Raw genomic sequence first — 14,999 nt, forward strand, 5'->3', positions numbered from 1 at the left:
TACGTGTGAACGCACAAAGCTGTCGGGTGATCTTGCTCGTGGAATGAGACACGCGCGCAGCCCGTTAGCATGGACATCCGCACCGATCAAGGCCATTGGGGAAGGTGTCATGACTGCCAACGTCGACGGAGTGCCGGAGAAATTCGCGGCACTCGGGCTGACCTACGACGACGTGCTGCTGCTTCCGGGCGCGTCGGACATGGCTCCCGACCAGATCGACACCTCCTCGCGCCTGTCGCGGAACGTGCGGGTCAACATCCCGCTGCTCTCGGCCGCGATGGACAAGGTGACCGAATCCCGCATGGCCATCGCCATGGCCCGGCAGGGCGGCGTCGGCGTCCTCCACCGGAACCTGTCGATCGCCGACCAGGCGAACCAGGTCGACCTGGTGAAGCGCTCCGAGTCCGGCATGGTCACGGACCCGATCACGATCCACCCCGACGCCACGCTCGCCGAGGCCGACGCGATCTGCGCCAAGTTCCGCATCAGCGGCGTGCCCGTCACGGACCCGGCCGGCAGGCTCCTCGGCATCGTCACCAACCGTGACATGGCCTTCGAGACCGACCGCGCCCGGCGGGTGCGCGAGGTCATGACCCCGATGCCGCTGGTCACGGGCAAGGTCGGCATCTCCGGCGTCGACGCCGTGGAGCTGCTGCGCCGCCACAAGATCGAGAAGCTGCCGCTCGTCGACGACGAGGGCATCCTCAAGGGCCTGATCACCGTCAAGGACTTCGTCAAGGCGGAGAAGTACCCGAACGCCGCGAAGGACAAGGAGGGCCGCCTCCTCGTCGGCGCCGCCGTCGGTGTCGCGGGCGACGCGTACGAGCGGGCGCAGGCGCTGATCGAGGCGGGTGTCGACTTCATCGTCGTCGACACGGCCCACGGCCACTCCAAGCTGGTCGGCGACATGGTCGCCAAGATCAAGTCCAACTCCTCCGTCGACGTCATCGGCGGCAACGTCGCCACCCGCGACGGCGCCCAGGCGCTCGTCGACGCGGGCGTCGACGCGATCAAGGTCGGGGTCGGCCCCGGCTCCATCTGCACGACCCGCGTCGTCGCCGGCATCGGCGTCCCGCAGGTCACGGCGATCTACGAGGCGTCGCTCGCCGCCAAGGCGGCCGGTGTCCCGGTCATCGGCGACGGCGGCCTGCAGTACTCCGGCGACATCGCCAAGGCCCTGGTCGCCGGCGCCGACACGGTGATGCTCGGCTCGCTCCTGGCGGGCTGCGAGGAGTCGCCGGGCGAGCTGCTGTTCATCAACGGCAAGCAGTTCAAGTCGTACCGCGGCATGGGCTCCCTGGGCGCCATGCAGTCCCGCGGCGACCAGCGCTCCTTCTCCAAGGACCGGTACTTCCAGGAGGGCGTCGCCTCCGACGAGAAGCTGGTCCCCGAGGGCATCGAGGGCCAGGTGCCCTACCGCGGCCCGCTCTCCGCGGTCGTCCACCAGCTCGTCGGCGGCCTGCGCCAGTCGATGTTCTACGTCGGCGGCCGGACCGTCCCCGAGCTCCAGGAGCGCGGCCGGTTCGTCCGCATCACGTCGGCGGGGCTCAAGGAGAGCCACCCGCACGACATCCAGATGACCGTCGAGGCGCCGAACTACAGCAGCAAGCGCTGAGCGGGCGTCCGCCCGACACCGCCGGAGGGGCGGCCCGGTACCGGCCGGGCCGCCCCTCCGCGCGCGCGTCGGGGATACTGGTAGGCGCAGACGCAGAGGGAAAGGCCACACATCGTGACTGAGATCGAGATCGGGCGCGGCAAGCGCGGCCGCAGGGCGTACGCCTTCGACGACATCGCCGTCGTACCGAGCCGGCGCACCCGGGACCCGAAAGAGGTCTCGATCGCGTGGCAGATCGACGCCTACCGCTTCGAGCTGCCCTTCCTGGCCGCCCCCATGGACTCCGTGGTGTCGCCGCAGACCGCGATCCGCATCGGTCGCCTCGGCGGCCTCGGCGTCCTCAACCTCGAGGGCCTGTGGACCCGCTACGAGGACCCGCAGCCGCTCCTCGACGAGATCACCGAACTCGACGGGGAGTCCGCGACCCGCCGTCTGCAGGAGATCTACGCCGCCCCGATCAAGGAGGAGCTGATCGGGCAGCGCCTGAAGGAGGTGCGCGACGCCGGCGTCGTCACCGCCGCGGCGCTCTCCCCGCAGCGCACGGCCCAGTTCTCCAAGGCCGTCGTCGACGCGGGCGTGGACATCTTCGTCATCCGCGGCACGACGGTCTCCGCCGAGCACGTCTCCGGCGCCGCCGAGCCGCTGAACCTGAAGCAGTTCATCTACGAGCTGGACGTGCCGGTCATCGTCGGCGGCTGCGCCACCTACACGGCGGCCCTGCACCTGATGCGCACGGGCGCGGCGGGCGTGCTCGTCGGCTTCGGCGGCGGCGCCGCGCACACCACCCGCAACGTCCTGGGCATCCAGGTCCCGATGGCGACCGCGGTCGCCGACGTGGCCGCCGCCCGGCGCGACTACATGGACGAGTCCGGCGGCCGGTACGTGCACGTCATCGCCGACGGCGGCGTGGGCTGGTCCGGCGACCTGCCGAAGGCCGTCGCGTGCGGTGCCGACGCGGTGATGATGGGCTCCCCGCTGGCCCGGGCCACGGACGCGCCGGGCAAGGGCCACCACTGGGGCATGGAGGCCGTCCACGAGGACGTGCCGCGCGGCAAGCTCGTCGACCTGGGCGTCGCCGGGACGACCGAGGAGATCCTCACCGGTCCGTCGCACTCGCCGGACGGGTCGATGAACTTCTTCGGCGCGCTGCGCCGGGCGATGGCGACGACGGGCTACAGCGAGCTGAAGGAGTTCCAGCGCGTCGAGGTGACGGTCGCGGACTCGCAGCACCGCCGCTGACCCGGCTCGAACACCGACACGGGGAGGGGCCCGCACCGGCGTGGTGCGGGCCCCTCCCCGTGCCGTACGGGCGGCGGGCCGCTACGCGGAGCCCTTCTTGGCGCCGGCGAAGGCGGTCACCGCGCCGATGACGAGGAAGACGTACGTCATGCCGTCCGCGGCGGTCCTCCACAGGTCGGCCAGCTCGGCGAAGTTCTCGAAGAAGATCTCCGTGAACGAGGCCTGGCCGAGCTTGCTGAAGACGACCGCGATCGCGACGAGCTGACCCAGGTAGACCGCCCCGGCCGAGAAGAGCGCCGCGCCGACCGCGAGGACCGGGTTGCGTCCGCCGACCTTGCCGGCGACGAAGCCGACGAGCAGGCCGACCCCCACCGCCGCGTAGCCGATCTCCCGCTCGATCGCGCCGCCGATGCCGCCGTACGCACCCGCGGCGACCAGGGCGGCGCCCAGCGCGGCGAGCAGCCCGAGGGCGAGGTTGTTCCGCGCGGGCGCCGGGGCCTGCACCGGGTGCTGCGGGTACGGGTGCGGCTGCGCGCCCGGGCCGCCGGCGAACGGGTTGCCGGACTGCGGCGGCGGAACGGACTGGCTCATGCTGGGAATCCCCCCTGGAAGGAACGGCGGTCGGCACCTGACGTGTGCACGGCCGCGCGCGAAGTCAGAGGCGGACACTAGCAGCCCCCTCTGACGGCGAGCGGCGCGATGTACGACCGTGACCGGCCCGGAAGCAAGCCGAGATCCGGGGGCTTCGGCGGGGGCCGCGCCCCGTCGCCGCCGGCTCTCGCCGGGCCGGCCGCCGCCGGGCATCAGAGGCGGTGCGCCGCGCCGACCGGGGTGGCGCCGCGCGTGTCGAGCAGGAGCTGCGCCTTCACGGCCAGGCCCTGGAGGTCGTACGTGCGGTGGTGCTGGAGCAGGATCGTCAGGTCGGCGCCGGCGGCCGTCTCGTACAGGGAGTCCGCGCGCGGGACCGGCAGGTCGCGCACCCGCCAGACCGGCACGTACGGGTCGTGGTAGCTGACCGCCGCGCCCATGTCCATCAGCCGCTGCGCGATCTCGGGCGCGGGGGAGCCCTCGCGGTCGGCGAGGTCGGGCTTGTACGTGATGCCCAGGAGCAGGACGCGGGCGCCGCGCACGGACTTGCCGTGCTCGTTGAGGAGCGTGGCGCAGCGCTGGGTCACGTACTGGGGCATCCGCTCGTTGATCTGGCTCGCCGTCTCCACCAGGCGCAGCGGGCGGTAGGAGCCGATCGTGTCGACCGGGGTGCCGTGGCCGCCGACGCCGGGGCCGGGGCGGAACGCCTGGAAGCCGAACGGCTTGGTCTCGGCGCACCGGATGACGTCCCACAGGTCGACGCCCAGGTCGTGGCAGAGCACCGCCATCTCGTTGACGAGGGCGATGTTGACGTGCCGGAAGTTGGTCTCCAGCAGCTTGACCGTCTCGGCCTCGCGGGGGCCGCGCGCGCGGACGACCTTGTCGGTGAGGCGTCCGTAGAAGGCGGCGGCGGACTCGGTGCAGGCGGGGGTGAGACCGCCGATGACCTTGGGGGTGTGGGCGTAGCCGTGGTCGCGGTTGCCGGGGTCGAGGCGGGCGGGGGAGTACGCGAGGTGGAAGTCGCGGCCGGCGCGCAGCCCGGAGCCCTCTTCGAGGATCGGGCGGAGGACGTCCTCGGTGGTGCCGGGCGGGACGGGCGATTCGAGCAGCACGGTGGTGTGGGGGCGCAGCCGGGCGGCGAGCGCGCGGGCGGCGTCCGTGACGGCGGTCAGGTCCAGGGTGCGGGGGGCGGCGCCGGGCGGGGTGGGCGCGCAGATGACGGCGGTGCGGACGCGGCCCAGCTCGGCGGGGTCCGTGCTGGGGCGGAAGCCGGACGACAGCATCCGGCGGATCTCGGACGGGGTGAGGGAGCCGTCGACCGGCGGCCGTCCGGCGGCCAGCTCGGCGACCGGCCGGGGGTCGGTGTCGTAGCCGACGGTGGCGATACCGGCGGCGGTGGCGGCCTGGGCGAGGGGCAGTCCGAGGTGGCCGAGGCCGATGACGACGAGGTCTGCGGGCATGGGCGTGAGCCGTCCTTCCCAGTAGCCGGAGGGGGCGGGTCGCGCAAGTCCTGTGGACAGAACGAGCGGACGCAATGTCAGACTAGGCTTAAATATGACCGTTATGCGGTATTGCGCGGTCGTGGTCGTCCGAGTGTTGTCCACAGGCCGCACGGGGCCGGTGGCCGATGCCGGTGAGCGGGGACAGAATCGAGTCGGTGAGCCCGGGCACACAGGGGGACGGCGACGGGAGGCAGCGGTGAGGACAGCGAGACTGGGACCCGCGGAGCGGACCGCGGCCCTGGCGGCCATGGCCGAGCGCGAACTCGACGTACTGGTCGTGGGCGGTGGTGTGGTCGGGGCCGGTACGGCGCTCGACGCGGCGACCCGCGGCCTCGCCACGGGCCTGGTGGAGGCCCGTGACTGGGCGTCGGGGACGTCGAGCCGGTCCAGCAAGCTCATCCACGGCGGCCTGCGCTACCTGGAGATGCTCGACTTCGCGCTGGTGCGGGAGGCGCTGAAGGAGCGCGGCCTGCTGCTGGAGCGGCTGGCGCCGCACCTGGTCAAGCCGGTGCCGTTCCTCTACCCGCTCCGGCACAAGGGCTGGGAGCGGCTGTACGCCGGGTCGGGCGTCGCCCTGTACGACGCGATGTCCGTCTCCTCGGGCCACGGCCGCGGCCTGCCCGTGCACCGCCACCTGTCGCGCCGGCGCGCCCTGCGGGTCGCCCCCGCCCTGCGCAGGGACGCCCTGGTGGGCGCCCTGCAGTATTACGACGCCCAGATGGACGACGCGCGCTACGTCGCCACGCTGGTGCGGACGGCCGCGGCGTACGGGGCGCACGTCGCCAGCCGCGCCCGGGTCGTCGGCTTCCTCCGCGAGGGCGAGCGGGTCGTCGGCGCCCGGGTGCGGGACGTGGAGGCGGGCGGCGACTACGAGATCCGCGCCAAGCAGATCGTCAACGCGACGGGCGTGTGGACGGACGACACGCAGGCGCTGATCGGGGAGCGCGGCCAGTTCCACGTCCGCGCCTCTAAGGGCATCCACCTGGTGGTCCCCAAGGACCGCATCCACTCGACGACGGGCCTCATCCTGCGCACGGAGAAGAGCGTCCTGTTCGTCATCCCGTGGGGCCGCCACTGGATCATCGGGACGACCGACACCGACTGGGACCTCGACAAGGCGCACCCCGCCGCGTCGAGCGCCGACATCGACTACCTCCTGGAACACGTCAACGGCGTCCTCGCCACGCCACTGACCAGGGACGACGTGGAGGGCGTCTACGCGGGCCTGCGCCCTTTGCTGGCAGGCGAGTCCGACGCGACCAGCAAGCTGTCCCGCGAGCACACGGTCGCCCACCCCGTGCCCGGGCTGGTCGTGGTCGCGGGCGGCAAGTACACGACGTACCGGGTGATGGCCAAGGACGCGGTGGACGAGGCGGTCCACGGCCTGGACGTGCGGGTCGCCCCCTGCGTCACGGAGGAGGTGCCGCTGCTGGGCGCCGAGGGGTACCGCGCACTGTGGAACGCCCGGGCCCGCATCGCCGCCCGGACGGGCCTGCACGTCGCCCGCGTCGAGCACCTGCTGAACCGGTACGGGACCCTGACGGAGGAGCTGCTCGACCTCGTCGCCGCGGACCCGGCCCTCGGGGCGCCCGTCACCGGCGCCGACGACTACCTCCGCGCGGAGATCCTCTACGCCGCCTCCCACGAGGGCGCCCGGCACCTGGACGACGTGCTCACGCGCCGGACCCGGATCTCCATCGAGACCTTCGACCGGGGCACCGGCTGCGCCCGCGAGTGCGCCGAGCTGATGGCGCGGGTCCTCGGCTGGGGCGAGGACCAGGTCGCCAAGGAGGTGGAGCACTACGAGAAGAGGGTCGAGGCGGAGCGGGAGTCGCAGCGTCAGCCGGACGACCAGACCGCGGACGCGGCCCGGCTGGGCGCCCCGGACATCGTGCCGCTGTGACCCGCCGCCGCGTCGGAGGGCGGGCAGAACTCGGCCTCCAGGACGGAGCGTTCCAGGGGCGGCCCGGGAGCGGCGGCCAAGGTGTCCGTGTTCACGCGGAAGGTGACGACGCGTCGGCCGTCGACGGTCGCGGCGGAGCGGACGTAGCTGCCCGGGACGCGGCCGTTGTGGCCCCAGACGGTGACACCGCAGGGGAGCCGGGTGGGGAAGACGCCCATGCCGTAGCGGCCGTGGGCGGACGAGGTGTCCAGCAGGGCGTCCAACTGGGCCGGCGGGAGGAGCCGGCCGCCGAGGAGGGCGGAGTAGAAGCGGTTCAGGTCGGCGAGGGTGCTGACCAGTTCGCCGGCCGCGCCCGCGACGCGCGGGTCCAGGGAGGTGACGTCCCGCCCGGCGGAGTCGTACCCCCGACCGTGCGGTGCGGGGAGGGAGGTGCGGGAGCCGGGGAAGGACGTGCCGGTCAGTCCGAGGGGAATGATGATGCGGCGGCGGGCCTCGGCGGCGTAGGAGCGGCCGGTGACGCGTTCGACGATCCGGCCGAGGACGACGTAGTTGGTGTTGGAGTAGGCGAAGCCGCCGGGCGGCTTCGGGCCGCGGGACGCCAGCGCCGCGCGAAGCCCTTCGGGCGGGACGGTGGCGCCGGAGGGGCGTGCGAGGTCGGGGAGGCCGCTCGTGTGCGTGAGGAGGTGGCGCAGGGTGACGCGCCGGTCCAGCGGAGGGGGGAGGAGGGCGGGGGCGTGGGCGGCGACCGGGTCGTCGAGGGCGAGCCGCCCCTCCGAGGCGAGTTGGAGGACGACCGTGGCGACGAACGTCTTCGTGACGCTGCCCGCACGGAAGTGGTCGGGGCGGCCGATGGCCGGTCCCGTCGTCTCGAACCGGGTGGACCCCGGGGCTCCGGGTGTCCCGGAGGTCTCGGAGAGGAGCGCGGCGGCCGGGGCGCGGCCCGTCGTGACCAGTCCGGACACGGCGGAGGGCGGCGTGGCCGCGGGGTCACCCGCCATCAGTCCGCCGATGGCCAGAACCAAGGGCACCACGAGTCTCGTCCTGAACTTCGGCATGGCGCGGCACCCTCCTTCACCGCCATCCTCGCGGACGCCGGACCCGGGAGAATCCCCGGTCCCGGAGTGAGGGACAATGAAGGTTCCACCAGGGCGGGTTACCGCATCGCGCGGACGCGGCAGGCGCGGGCGAGGAACAGGATCGCAGAGGGGACGCATGTCGGGAGCGGAGCAGTCGCGGGACGCGGCGCGGCAACCTCAGCGGGGCGCCGACGGCGAGGGCACGACCTCGAAGGGTGCGACGGTGAAGGGTGACGGGGCCGAGCAGGCCGCGACGTCGAAGGGCGACGCCGGCGCGGAGGGTGGTGCCCCGGAGAACGACGCCGTGACGGGCGCCCGTCCCGAGGGCGGGACCCCGGCCGCGGACACCCCAGGAAAGGACACCCCCGCGAAGGCCGCGCCCGCGAGCACGGCACCGAAGGACGGGACTCCGGCGGACCGGACCCTGGAGGACGGAACTCCGGTGGACCGGACCCTGGAGGACGAGGCCCCGGCGGGTGGGGCGGCTTCCGGTGAGGCCGGCGGCGCGGCTGCCGGCACGGCCGGGGCGGGCCTGGTGAAGAAGTCCGCGGGCGGCGCCCGCGTGACGACCGAGGGCCGCTTGCTGGCGGGGCGTTACCGGCTCGGCGCCGTCCTCGGGCGCGGCGGCATGGGCACGGTCTGGCGGGCCGTCGACGAAACCCTGGGCCGTACCGTCGCGGTCAAGGAGCTGCGCTTCCCCAACGCCATCGACGAGGACGAGAAGCGGCGCCTCATCACCCGCACCCTGCGCGAGGCCAAGGCCATCGCCCGGATCCGCAACAACAGCGCCGTCACGGTCTACGACGTGGTCGACGAGGACGACCGCCCCTGGATCGTCATGGAGCTCATCGAGGGCCGTTCCCTCGCCGACGTCGTCCGCGAGGACGGCACGCTCACGCCGCGGCGCGCCGCCGAGGTCGGCCTCGCCATCCTCGACGTGCTGCGGTCCGCGCACCGCCAGGGCATCCTCCACCGCGACGTGAAGCCGTCGAACGTCCTCATCGCGGACGACGGACGCGTCGTCCTCACCGACTTCGGCATCGCCCAGGTCGAGGGCGATCCGTCCATCACGTCCACCGGCATGCTCGTCGGCGCGCCCTCCTACATCTCGCCGGAGCGGGCCCGGGGCCAGCGCCCCGGCCCCGCCGCCGACATGTGGTCCCTCGGCGGGCTCCTCTACGCGTGCGTGGAGGGCCACCCGCCGTACGACAAGGGCTCCGCCATAGCGACGCTCACGGCCGTGATGACCGAGCAACTGGACCCGCCGAAGAACGCCGGCCCGCTCGACAAGGTCATCTACGGGCTGCTCGCCAAGGACCCGGCGCAGCGTCTCGACGACGCCGGCGCGCGGGCGTTGCTCAACGAGGTCCTCCGGGTGACCGCGGCCCCGGCCGCCCCGCCGCCGGCCGAGCCGTCCCCGGAGGCCACGCGCGTCGTCCCGCTCCCGCCCGTCCCCCCGCCCGCCACGGCCTCCACCACCACCGCCGCGACGACCGGCGCCGCCCCGGCCGGCGACGCGACCGCCGAGCGGCTGCGCGGCGCCCTGCGCTCGGTGCGGAACGCCGCCGCGGCGGCCACCACCACCCGGCCGGCCAAGCCGGAACGTTCCGGCCCGCCCGCCCCCGTGCGGGCGCCGCTCACCGACGTGGTGCCCCGGCGCACGCTGGTCACCATCGCGGTCGTGGCCGTCCTCGCGGTCCTCGCCACCGTCCTCGCGTTCGCCCTCGGCGGCGGCGACGACACGACCGCCCAGGGCTCGGGCGGCACCCGGGGCGGCGACAAGGCCGCCTCGGCGGGCACCACCACCGGCGGCGACTCCACGGGCGGCGCCACCACCGGGGGCAACGGCGGCAGCCCGGACGGCGAGCCCGGACAGCAGCAGGACGGCGGCCGGTCCGGCACGACGGGCGGCGACTCCGGCACGACGGGCGGCACGGGCACGGGCACCAAGCCGCCCGCTTCACCCGGCGCCGGCTCCGGCCCCGCGCTCCCCGCCGGGTACAGGACGGTCACCAACGACCGCTTCCACTTCTCCATGGCCATGCCCTCCGGCTTCCGCATGACGGGCGTGGCGGGCCGCGGCTCCGGCGGGATATTCAGCGCCTCGGGAGGCTTCCCGCGCGTGCAGGTCGACTACACCGACAGCCCCGGCGGCGACGCCGCCGCCGCGTGGAACGCCGCCATGGGCGCCGTCGCCGCCAGCAGCAGTGGCTACCGGCACCACGGCATCAAGCCCGTCTCGTACAAGGGCTACCCGACCGTCGCCGACTGGCAGTTCGAGCGCGACCAGGGCGGCACGCGGGTACGGGTCCTCAACAGGGGCTTCAAGGTCGACGCCACGCACGGTTACGCGATCATGATCTCGTGCAAGTCCAGTGAGTGGAACGGGCCGGAGTGCACCACGCTCAGGAACACCGCGTTCGCGACGTTCCGGCCCACGGACTGACCCACGGCACGTATCGTGAGAGCGCGCGGACCGTGCGAAGCCGCATCAGGCGGGTAACTGCACAAGCAAGGACCAGGGACGACGGCTCCGTACGATTCCGTGCGAACGGCGGAGCCGGGGGGAACAGCGCGCTGCTGGGGAGGCGTCGTGGACGACTACGCGGGAAGGGTGCTCGCCGACCGCTATCGCCTGCCCCTCCTCCCCTCCGACGAGGACGGGTACGGGGACGCCGGGGCGTACGGGCTGGTCGAGACGCGCGCCTTTGACACGTACAGCGGCCAGGAGGTCGTCGTCCGGCAACTGCCCCTGCCGGAGACCGTGGACGCCGAGGTCGTCGACGCGGACGGCGCCTACCACCGCCCGTACGGGCACGCGCCGCAGCGCACGGCCGTCCGCGCGACCGCCGACCCGGCCGTCCAGCGGGCCGTCGAGGCCGTGCAGGCCGTGGCCCGGATCCCCGACCACCCGCGCCTCGACCAGGTCTTCGACGTCTTCACCGAGGGCGGATCGCTGTGGATCGTCAGCGAGCCGATCGCCGCCCGGCCGCTCGCCGCCCTCGTCCGCGACGAGCCGCTCAGCCCGTACCGCGCCGCCGAGATCGCCTCCGACGTGCTCACGGCGCTGCGCGCGCTGCACGCCCACGGCTGGACGCACCGCAACATCACCGTGCGCACGGTCCTCGTCTGCGACGACGGCCGGGTCGTCCTCTCCGGGCTCGCCGCCGGCGCCGCGGAGGAGGCCCTGTGCGGTTACGCACCGGTGCCGTTCCCGGACGACGCGGACCTCCCGTACCTGGACGCGGACGGCGACCCGCACGCGGACGGGCACGACGTCGGAGAGGCGGAGCCGTACGCGGACGAGCCCGGGGAGCAGGACGGCGACGCGTACGGCGACGGGGCCGAGGTCGTCACCGGGCGCGTGCAGGCGTACGACGAGGACGACCCGGACGAGGACGGCCCGTACGACGACGTGTACGAGGACCCGTACGGCGCCCCCCGCGCCATGGCCCCCGCGCCCCTCCCGCCCGGCCCGCCGGCCCTGCCCAGCGGGTACGAGCCCCAGTACGTCGCCCAGGCCGCGGACCGCATCGCCGACGACGGCGACGGGGACGACGACGGGGACGACGGCACCACCCAGTACGACGTCCACGACGTCCACGACCTCCACGACCTCTACGACGCCCGCGACGCCCACGACCTCTACGGTGGCCACGACGCCTACGGCGGCCACGGCACCCACGACCCCTACGGCCCCGACGACGTCCACGGCGACGGGGCCGAGGGGGACGGCGAGGACGACGGGGGCCGCCCCCCGCGCGCGCTGCTCGCCGGTACGTGGCGGGACGGCCCGGTCCCCGCGGGCGGCGGCAGCTCCCCGTACGGGGACGTCGCCCCGTACGGCGGCGCCCGCGCCGCCCTGCGCGCCGACTCCCAGCGCCAGGCCCAGCAGGCCCGGCCCCAGCCCCCGCACCCCCGCCGCGAGTCCGGCACCGGCCGTGCCGCCGGAGCGGACGCGGAACCGGCGTCCGCCGCCGTCTACCGCGGTCCCACCACGCCGCTCGCCGCCGAGCGCGCCCGCCAGACCAGGATCGCCGTCGTCGGCGCCGTCACCGAACGGTGGGCGCCCGAGCAGGCCGGCCCCGTGCACGGCACCTGGCAGCTCGCCCCGCCCATCGGCCCCGCCACGGACCTGTGGGCGCTCGGCGCGCTGCTGTACCGGGTCCTCCAGGGCCACGCCCCGTACCCCGAGGACAACGCCGCCGAGCTCGTCCAGTTGGTGTGCTCCGAACCGCCCGCGTTCGCCGAGGAGTGCGGCCCGCTGCGCCCCGTCGTCGAGTCGTTGCTGCGCCAGGACCCCACCGAGCGGCCCGAGTTCGAGGAGCTGCGCGGCTGGCTGCGCTCCCTGGTCCGCTCGGCGCCCGAGCCCGACGCGGGCGCCTCCGTCGTCCCGATGCCGTCCGTCGACGCCGCCCGCCTGCCCATCGTCCGCCGCCGCGGCGACCTGGTCCGCAGGCGCCGCCCGCGCACGCGCACGCGTCCCCCCGCCTCCGCGGTCCACACGGCCCCGGCGCCCGCCCGGCACCGCCACAAGAAGGACAAGGAGCGGCGCCCCAGGGGCGGTCCGCGCGCGCTGGGGCGCACGCTCCTGCTGCTGATACTGCTCGGCCTCGCCGCCGCCGTCGCGTACGCGGTGCTGTTCCTGCCCAAGGCCGAGCCGCAGGACCGGTCGCAGCGCCCCACCGGCACGGCCCGGCCGACCACGACCGCCCCGCACGGGCAGACCCCGCCCAGCCCGGAGGCGTCCGCGCCGCGGAGCCCGTCGCCCGGCGACCGGGCCCCCTCGACCAACGCCGGGACGCCCACCGCGCCCGCCCTGACGGAGGGGTACGTCGTCCGCGAGGACCCGGAGGGCTTCCGCGTCGGCGTCGACCGGACCTGGCGCCGCAGCCCCATCAACGACATCGGGCAGGTCCGCTACTCGGACGGCGACTACACGCTGATCGTCGTCCCCGGCCGCGACACCGTCCGCACGGCCGGCGCGGACCCGCTGGAGTACCAGCGCGCCACGGAGCGCGAGCTCCAGCCGTGGCGCGACTCGACCTGGGCGACGGCGACCGGTCTGCGCCGCGTCGACGTCGGCCGGCAGGCCATGGCGGAGGGTCAGTTCACCTGGCAGGACGCCAACGGGCGCCAGGTGTACGTGCGGAACCTCGTGCTCCTCGTCGGCGACCGCTACCACGTCGTCCAGGCCATCGGCCCCGAGTCCGAGCGGGACAAGGTCACGGAGATCTACGAGCAGGCCGTCAAGGCGTACCACGCGTCACGCTGACGTACCGTCGGTTAGCCCGTTCGAGGGATGAATGGTGGCGAATTCGCGCCAATCAGCGGGACCCGTGTCACGGTGCGATCTCCGTGGTCGCCCCGAGGTTCCCCGTGTCGTACACCCTCCGTAACCTTGCTCCGAAGGGGCGGGGCGGGGCTGGGCGGAGGCACGTGGAACGGACTCAGGGCATGGGCGGGGGGCTGGTGCTCGCGGGGCGCTACCGGCTGGGCGAGACCATCGGCCGGGGCGGGATGGGCAAGGTGTGGCGGGCCCACGACGAGGTGCTCCACCGCACGGTGGCGGTCAAGGAGCTGACGGCAGGTCAGTACGCCTCCGAGGCCGACCGGGCCGTCCTGCACGCCCGTACCCAGAAGGAGGCGCGGGCCGCCGCCAGGATCACGCACCCGGCCGTGGTCACCGTCCACGACGTGCTGGAGCACGACGACCGCCCGTGGATCGTCATGCAGTACGTCGACGGCCCCTCCCTCGCCGAAGCGGCCAAGTCCGCGCCGGATGGCCGGATCGCGCCGCGCGAGGCCGCCAGGATCGGCCTGCACGTCCTGGGCGCGCTGAGCGCCGCGCACGCCGCCGGGGTGCTGCACCGGGACGTCAAGCCCGGCAACGTGCTGCTGGCCCGTGACGGGCGCGTGCTGCTCACCGACTTCGGCATCGCCGCCATCGAGGGCGACACCACCATCACCCGCACCGGTGAAATCGTCGGCTCCGTCGACTACCTCGCCCCGGAGCGGGTCCGCGGCGCCGACCCGGGCCCGGCCTCCGACCTGTGGGCGCTGGGCGCCACCCTGTACACGGCGGTGCAGGGCGAGTCGCCGTTCCGCCGTTCGTCGGCGATCAGCACCATGCAGGCCGTGGTCACCGAGGAGGCCGGGGCGGCCGTGCACGCGGGCCCGCTCGCCCCGGTGATCACCGCGCTGCTCCGCAAGGACCCCGCCGACCGGCCCACCGCCGCGGAGGCGGAACGCATGCTGGCCGAGGCGGCAAAGGGTCGTACGCCGACCGCCGCGCCCGCGTCCGTACCGACCCGTCCCGTGTCGCCCGGCGAGGTGCGCCGGGAGGCGGGCGGTGCCGCCCGCGACCGGGCGGGCGACACGGTCCCCGTCCCCGCCCCGCGCCCCGGCCGGGCCACCGCCCGGGCGGGGCTGGCCCGTTGGCGCAGGGCCGCCCTGGTCGTGCTCCTCGCGGCGGTGGTCGGCGCGGGCGCCGGGTTCGCCGCCATGCGGTACGCCGACTCCGGCCGTGCCGCCGCCGTCGCCCCCGCCACCACCGCCCCCGCGCCGAGCGCGCCCCCGCCCGACCCGGACGGCCCGTCCGACCCGGGCGGCGGCGTGCCGGAGGGGTGGGAGCGCGTCGAGGACCCGCTCGGCTTCGGCCTGCTCGTACCGGCCGGCTGGAAGCGGCGGACGGACGGCGGCCAGGTCGACTACACCCCGGACGACGGCAGGCACCGCATCCGCGTCAGCGTCGACGATGAGCCGGATTTCGCGAACCCGTACATGCACATGCTCGACGTGGAAAAGACCCTGCGGGAGAGGTTGCCGGAATACCGCCGGGTGAAGCTCGGCCAGAATACGTTCCGTGATCAGCTGGAATCCTGTCTCTGGGAGTTCACCTGGCACGAGAAAGGGACACACCCCGGTAAGCGCCACGCGATGGACCAGGTGTACTACACGGACGACGGAACCGAGTACGCGCTGTACATGTCGTCTCCCGAGGAAGACTGGGCGACCACACGGGAGCAGTTCGACATGGTGCTGCGCCACTGGCGACCCGCCGAGGGGTGACCTCC

9 protein-coding genes are annotated in these 14,999 nt (G+C 74.4%); 6 read left to right on the plus strand and 3 right to left on the minus strand.

The window, feature by feature from the left end; all coding sequences use genetic code 11:
* The first annotated feature begins 109 nt into the window (after window positions 1-109).
* Window positions 110-1,615, plus strand: coding sequence for an IMP dehydrogenase (gene guaB / locus AC07D6_RS07050; protein ID WP_315876865.1), 1,506 nt, complete (start codon window positions 110-112; stop codon window positions 1,613-1,615).
* Window positions 1,616-1,729: 114 nt separating this feature from the next.
* Complete coding sequence (locus AC07D6_RS07055; RefSeq protein ID WP_315876866.1) at window positions 1,730-2,854, plus strand: GuaB3 family IMP dehydrogenase-related protein; 1,125 nt, start codon at window positions 1,730-1,732, stop codon at window positions 2,852-2,854.
* A gap of 81 nt (window positions 2,855-2,935) precedes the next feature.
* Here the strand turns inward: AC07D6_RS07055 and AC07D6_RS07060 are convergent, their stop codons facing one another.
* Window positions 2,936-3,445, minus strand: a complete 510-nt coding sequence (locus tag AC07D6_RS07060; protein WP_315876867.1) for a hypothetical protein — start codon at window positions 3,443-3,445, stop codon at window positions 2,936-2,938.
* A gap of 212 nt (window positions 3,446-3,657) precedes the next feature.
* Complete coding sequence (locus AC07D6_RS07065; RefSeq protein ID WP_315876868.1) at window positions 3,658-4,902, minus strand: nucleotide sugar dehydrogenase; 1,245 nt, start codon at window positions 4,900-4,902, stop codon at window positions 3,658-3,660.
* A gap of 238 nt (window positions 4,903-5,140) precedes the next feature.
* On the opposite strand from AC07D6_RS07065, the gene AC07D6_RS07070 reads away from it, so the two are divergent.
* A complete protein-coding gene (locus tag AC07D6_RS07070) occupies window positions 5,141-6,847 on the plus strand; it encodes a glycerol-3-phosphate dehydrogenase/oxidase (RefSeq protein ID WP_315876869.1) in 1,707 nt (568 codons plus the stop codon).
* On the opposite strand, the gene AC07D6_RS07075 is transcribed toward AC07D6_RS07070, so the two are convergent.
* Complete coding sequence (locus AC07D6_RS07075) at window positions 6,784-7,902, minus strand: serine hydrolase domain-containing protein (protein ID WP_479042647.1); 1,119 nt, start codon at window positions 7,900-7,902, stop codon at window positions 6,784-6,786. The genes AC07D6_RS07070 and AC07D6_RS07075 overlap by 64 nt on opposite strands.
* Window positions 7,903-8,059: 157 nt before the next feature.
* On the opposite strand from AC07D6_RS07075, the gene AC07D6_RS07080 reads away from it, so the two are divergent.
* The 3 genes from AC07D6_RS07080 (at window position 8,060) to AC07D6_RS07090 (ending at window position 14,994) form a co-directional block, all read left to right on the plus strand.
* Entirely contained in the window at window positions 8,060-10,369 is a 2,310-nt protein-coding gene (locus AC07D6_RS07080; RefSeq protein ID WP_479042650.1) for a serine/threonine-protein kinase, read from the plus strand.
* Window positions 10,370-10,516: 147 nt separating this feature from the next.
* On the plus strand, window positions 10,517-13,198 hold the full coding sequence (locus AC07D6_RS07085; protein ID WP_479042652.1) for a protein kinase: 2,682 nt from the start codon (window positions 10,517-10,519) through the stop codon (window positions 13,196-13,198).
* A gap of 164 nt (window positions 13,199-13,362) precedes the next feature.
* The gene (locus AC07D6_RS07090) at window positions 13,363-14,994 is read left to right on the plus strand and encodes a serine/threonine-protein kinase (RefSeq protein WP_479042654.1); all 1,632 of its coding nucleotides are present in this window, start codon (window positions 13,363-13,365) and stop codon (window positions 14,992-14,994) included.
* Window positions 14,995-14,999 lie beyond the last annotated feature (5 nt).

Source organism: Streptomyces sp. NPDC045287 (assembly GCF_056432325.1).

Excerpts from the sequence above, each read along its gene's own strand:
- guaB (WP_315876865.1), top strand. The coding sequence starts at position 110 with ATGACTGCCAACGTCGACGGAGTGCCGGAGAAATTCGCGGCACTCGGG.
- AC07D6_RS07060 (WP_315876867.1), bottom strand. The coding sequence starts at position 3,445 with ATGAGCCAGTCCGTTCCGCCGCCGCAGTCCGGCAACCCGTTCGCCGGC.
- AC07D6_RS07065 (WP_315876868.1), bottom strand. The coding sequence starts at position 4,902 with ATGCCCGCAGACCTCGTCGTCATCGGCCTCGGCCACCTCGGACTGCCC.
- AC07D6_RS07075 (WP_479042647.1), bottom strand. The coding sequence starts at position 7,902 with ATGCCGAAGTTCAGGACGAGACTCGTGGTGCCCTTGGTTCTGGCCATC.
- AC07D6_RS07080 (WP_479042650.1), top strand. The coding sequence starts at position 8,060 with ATGTCGGGAGCGGAGCAGTCGCGGGACGCGGCGCGGCAACCTCAGCGG.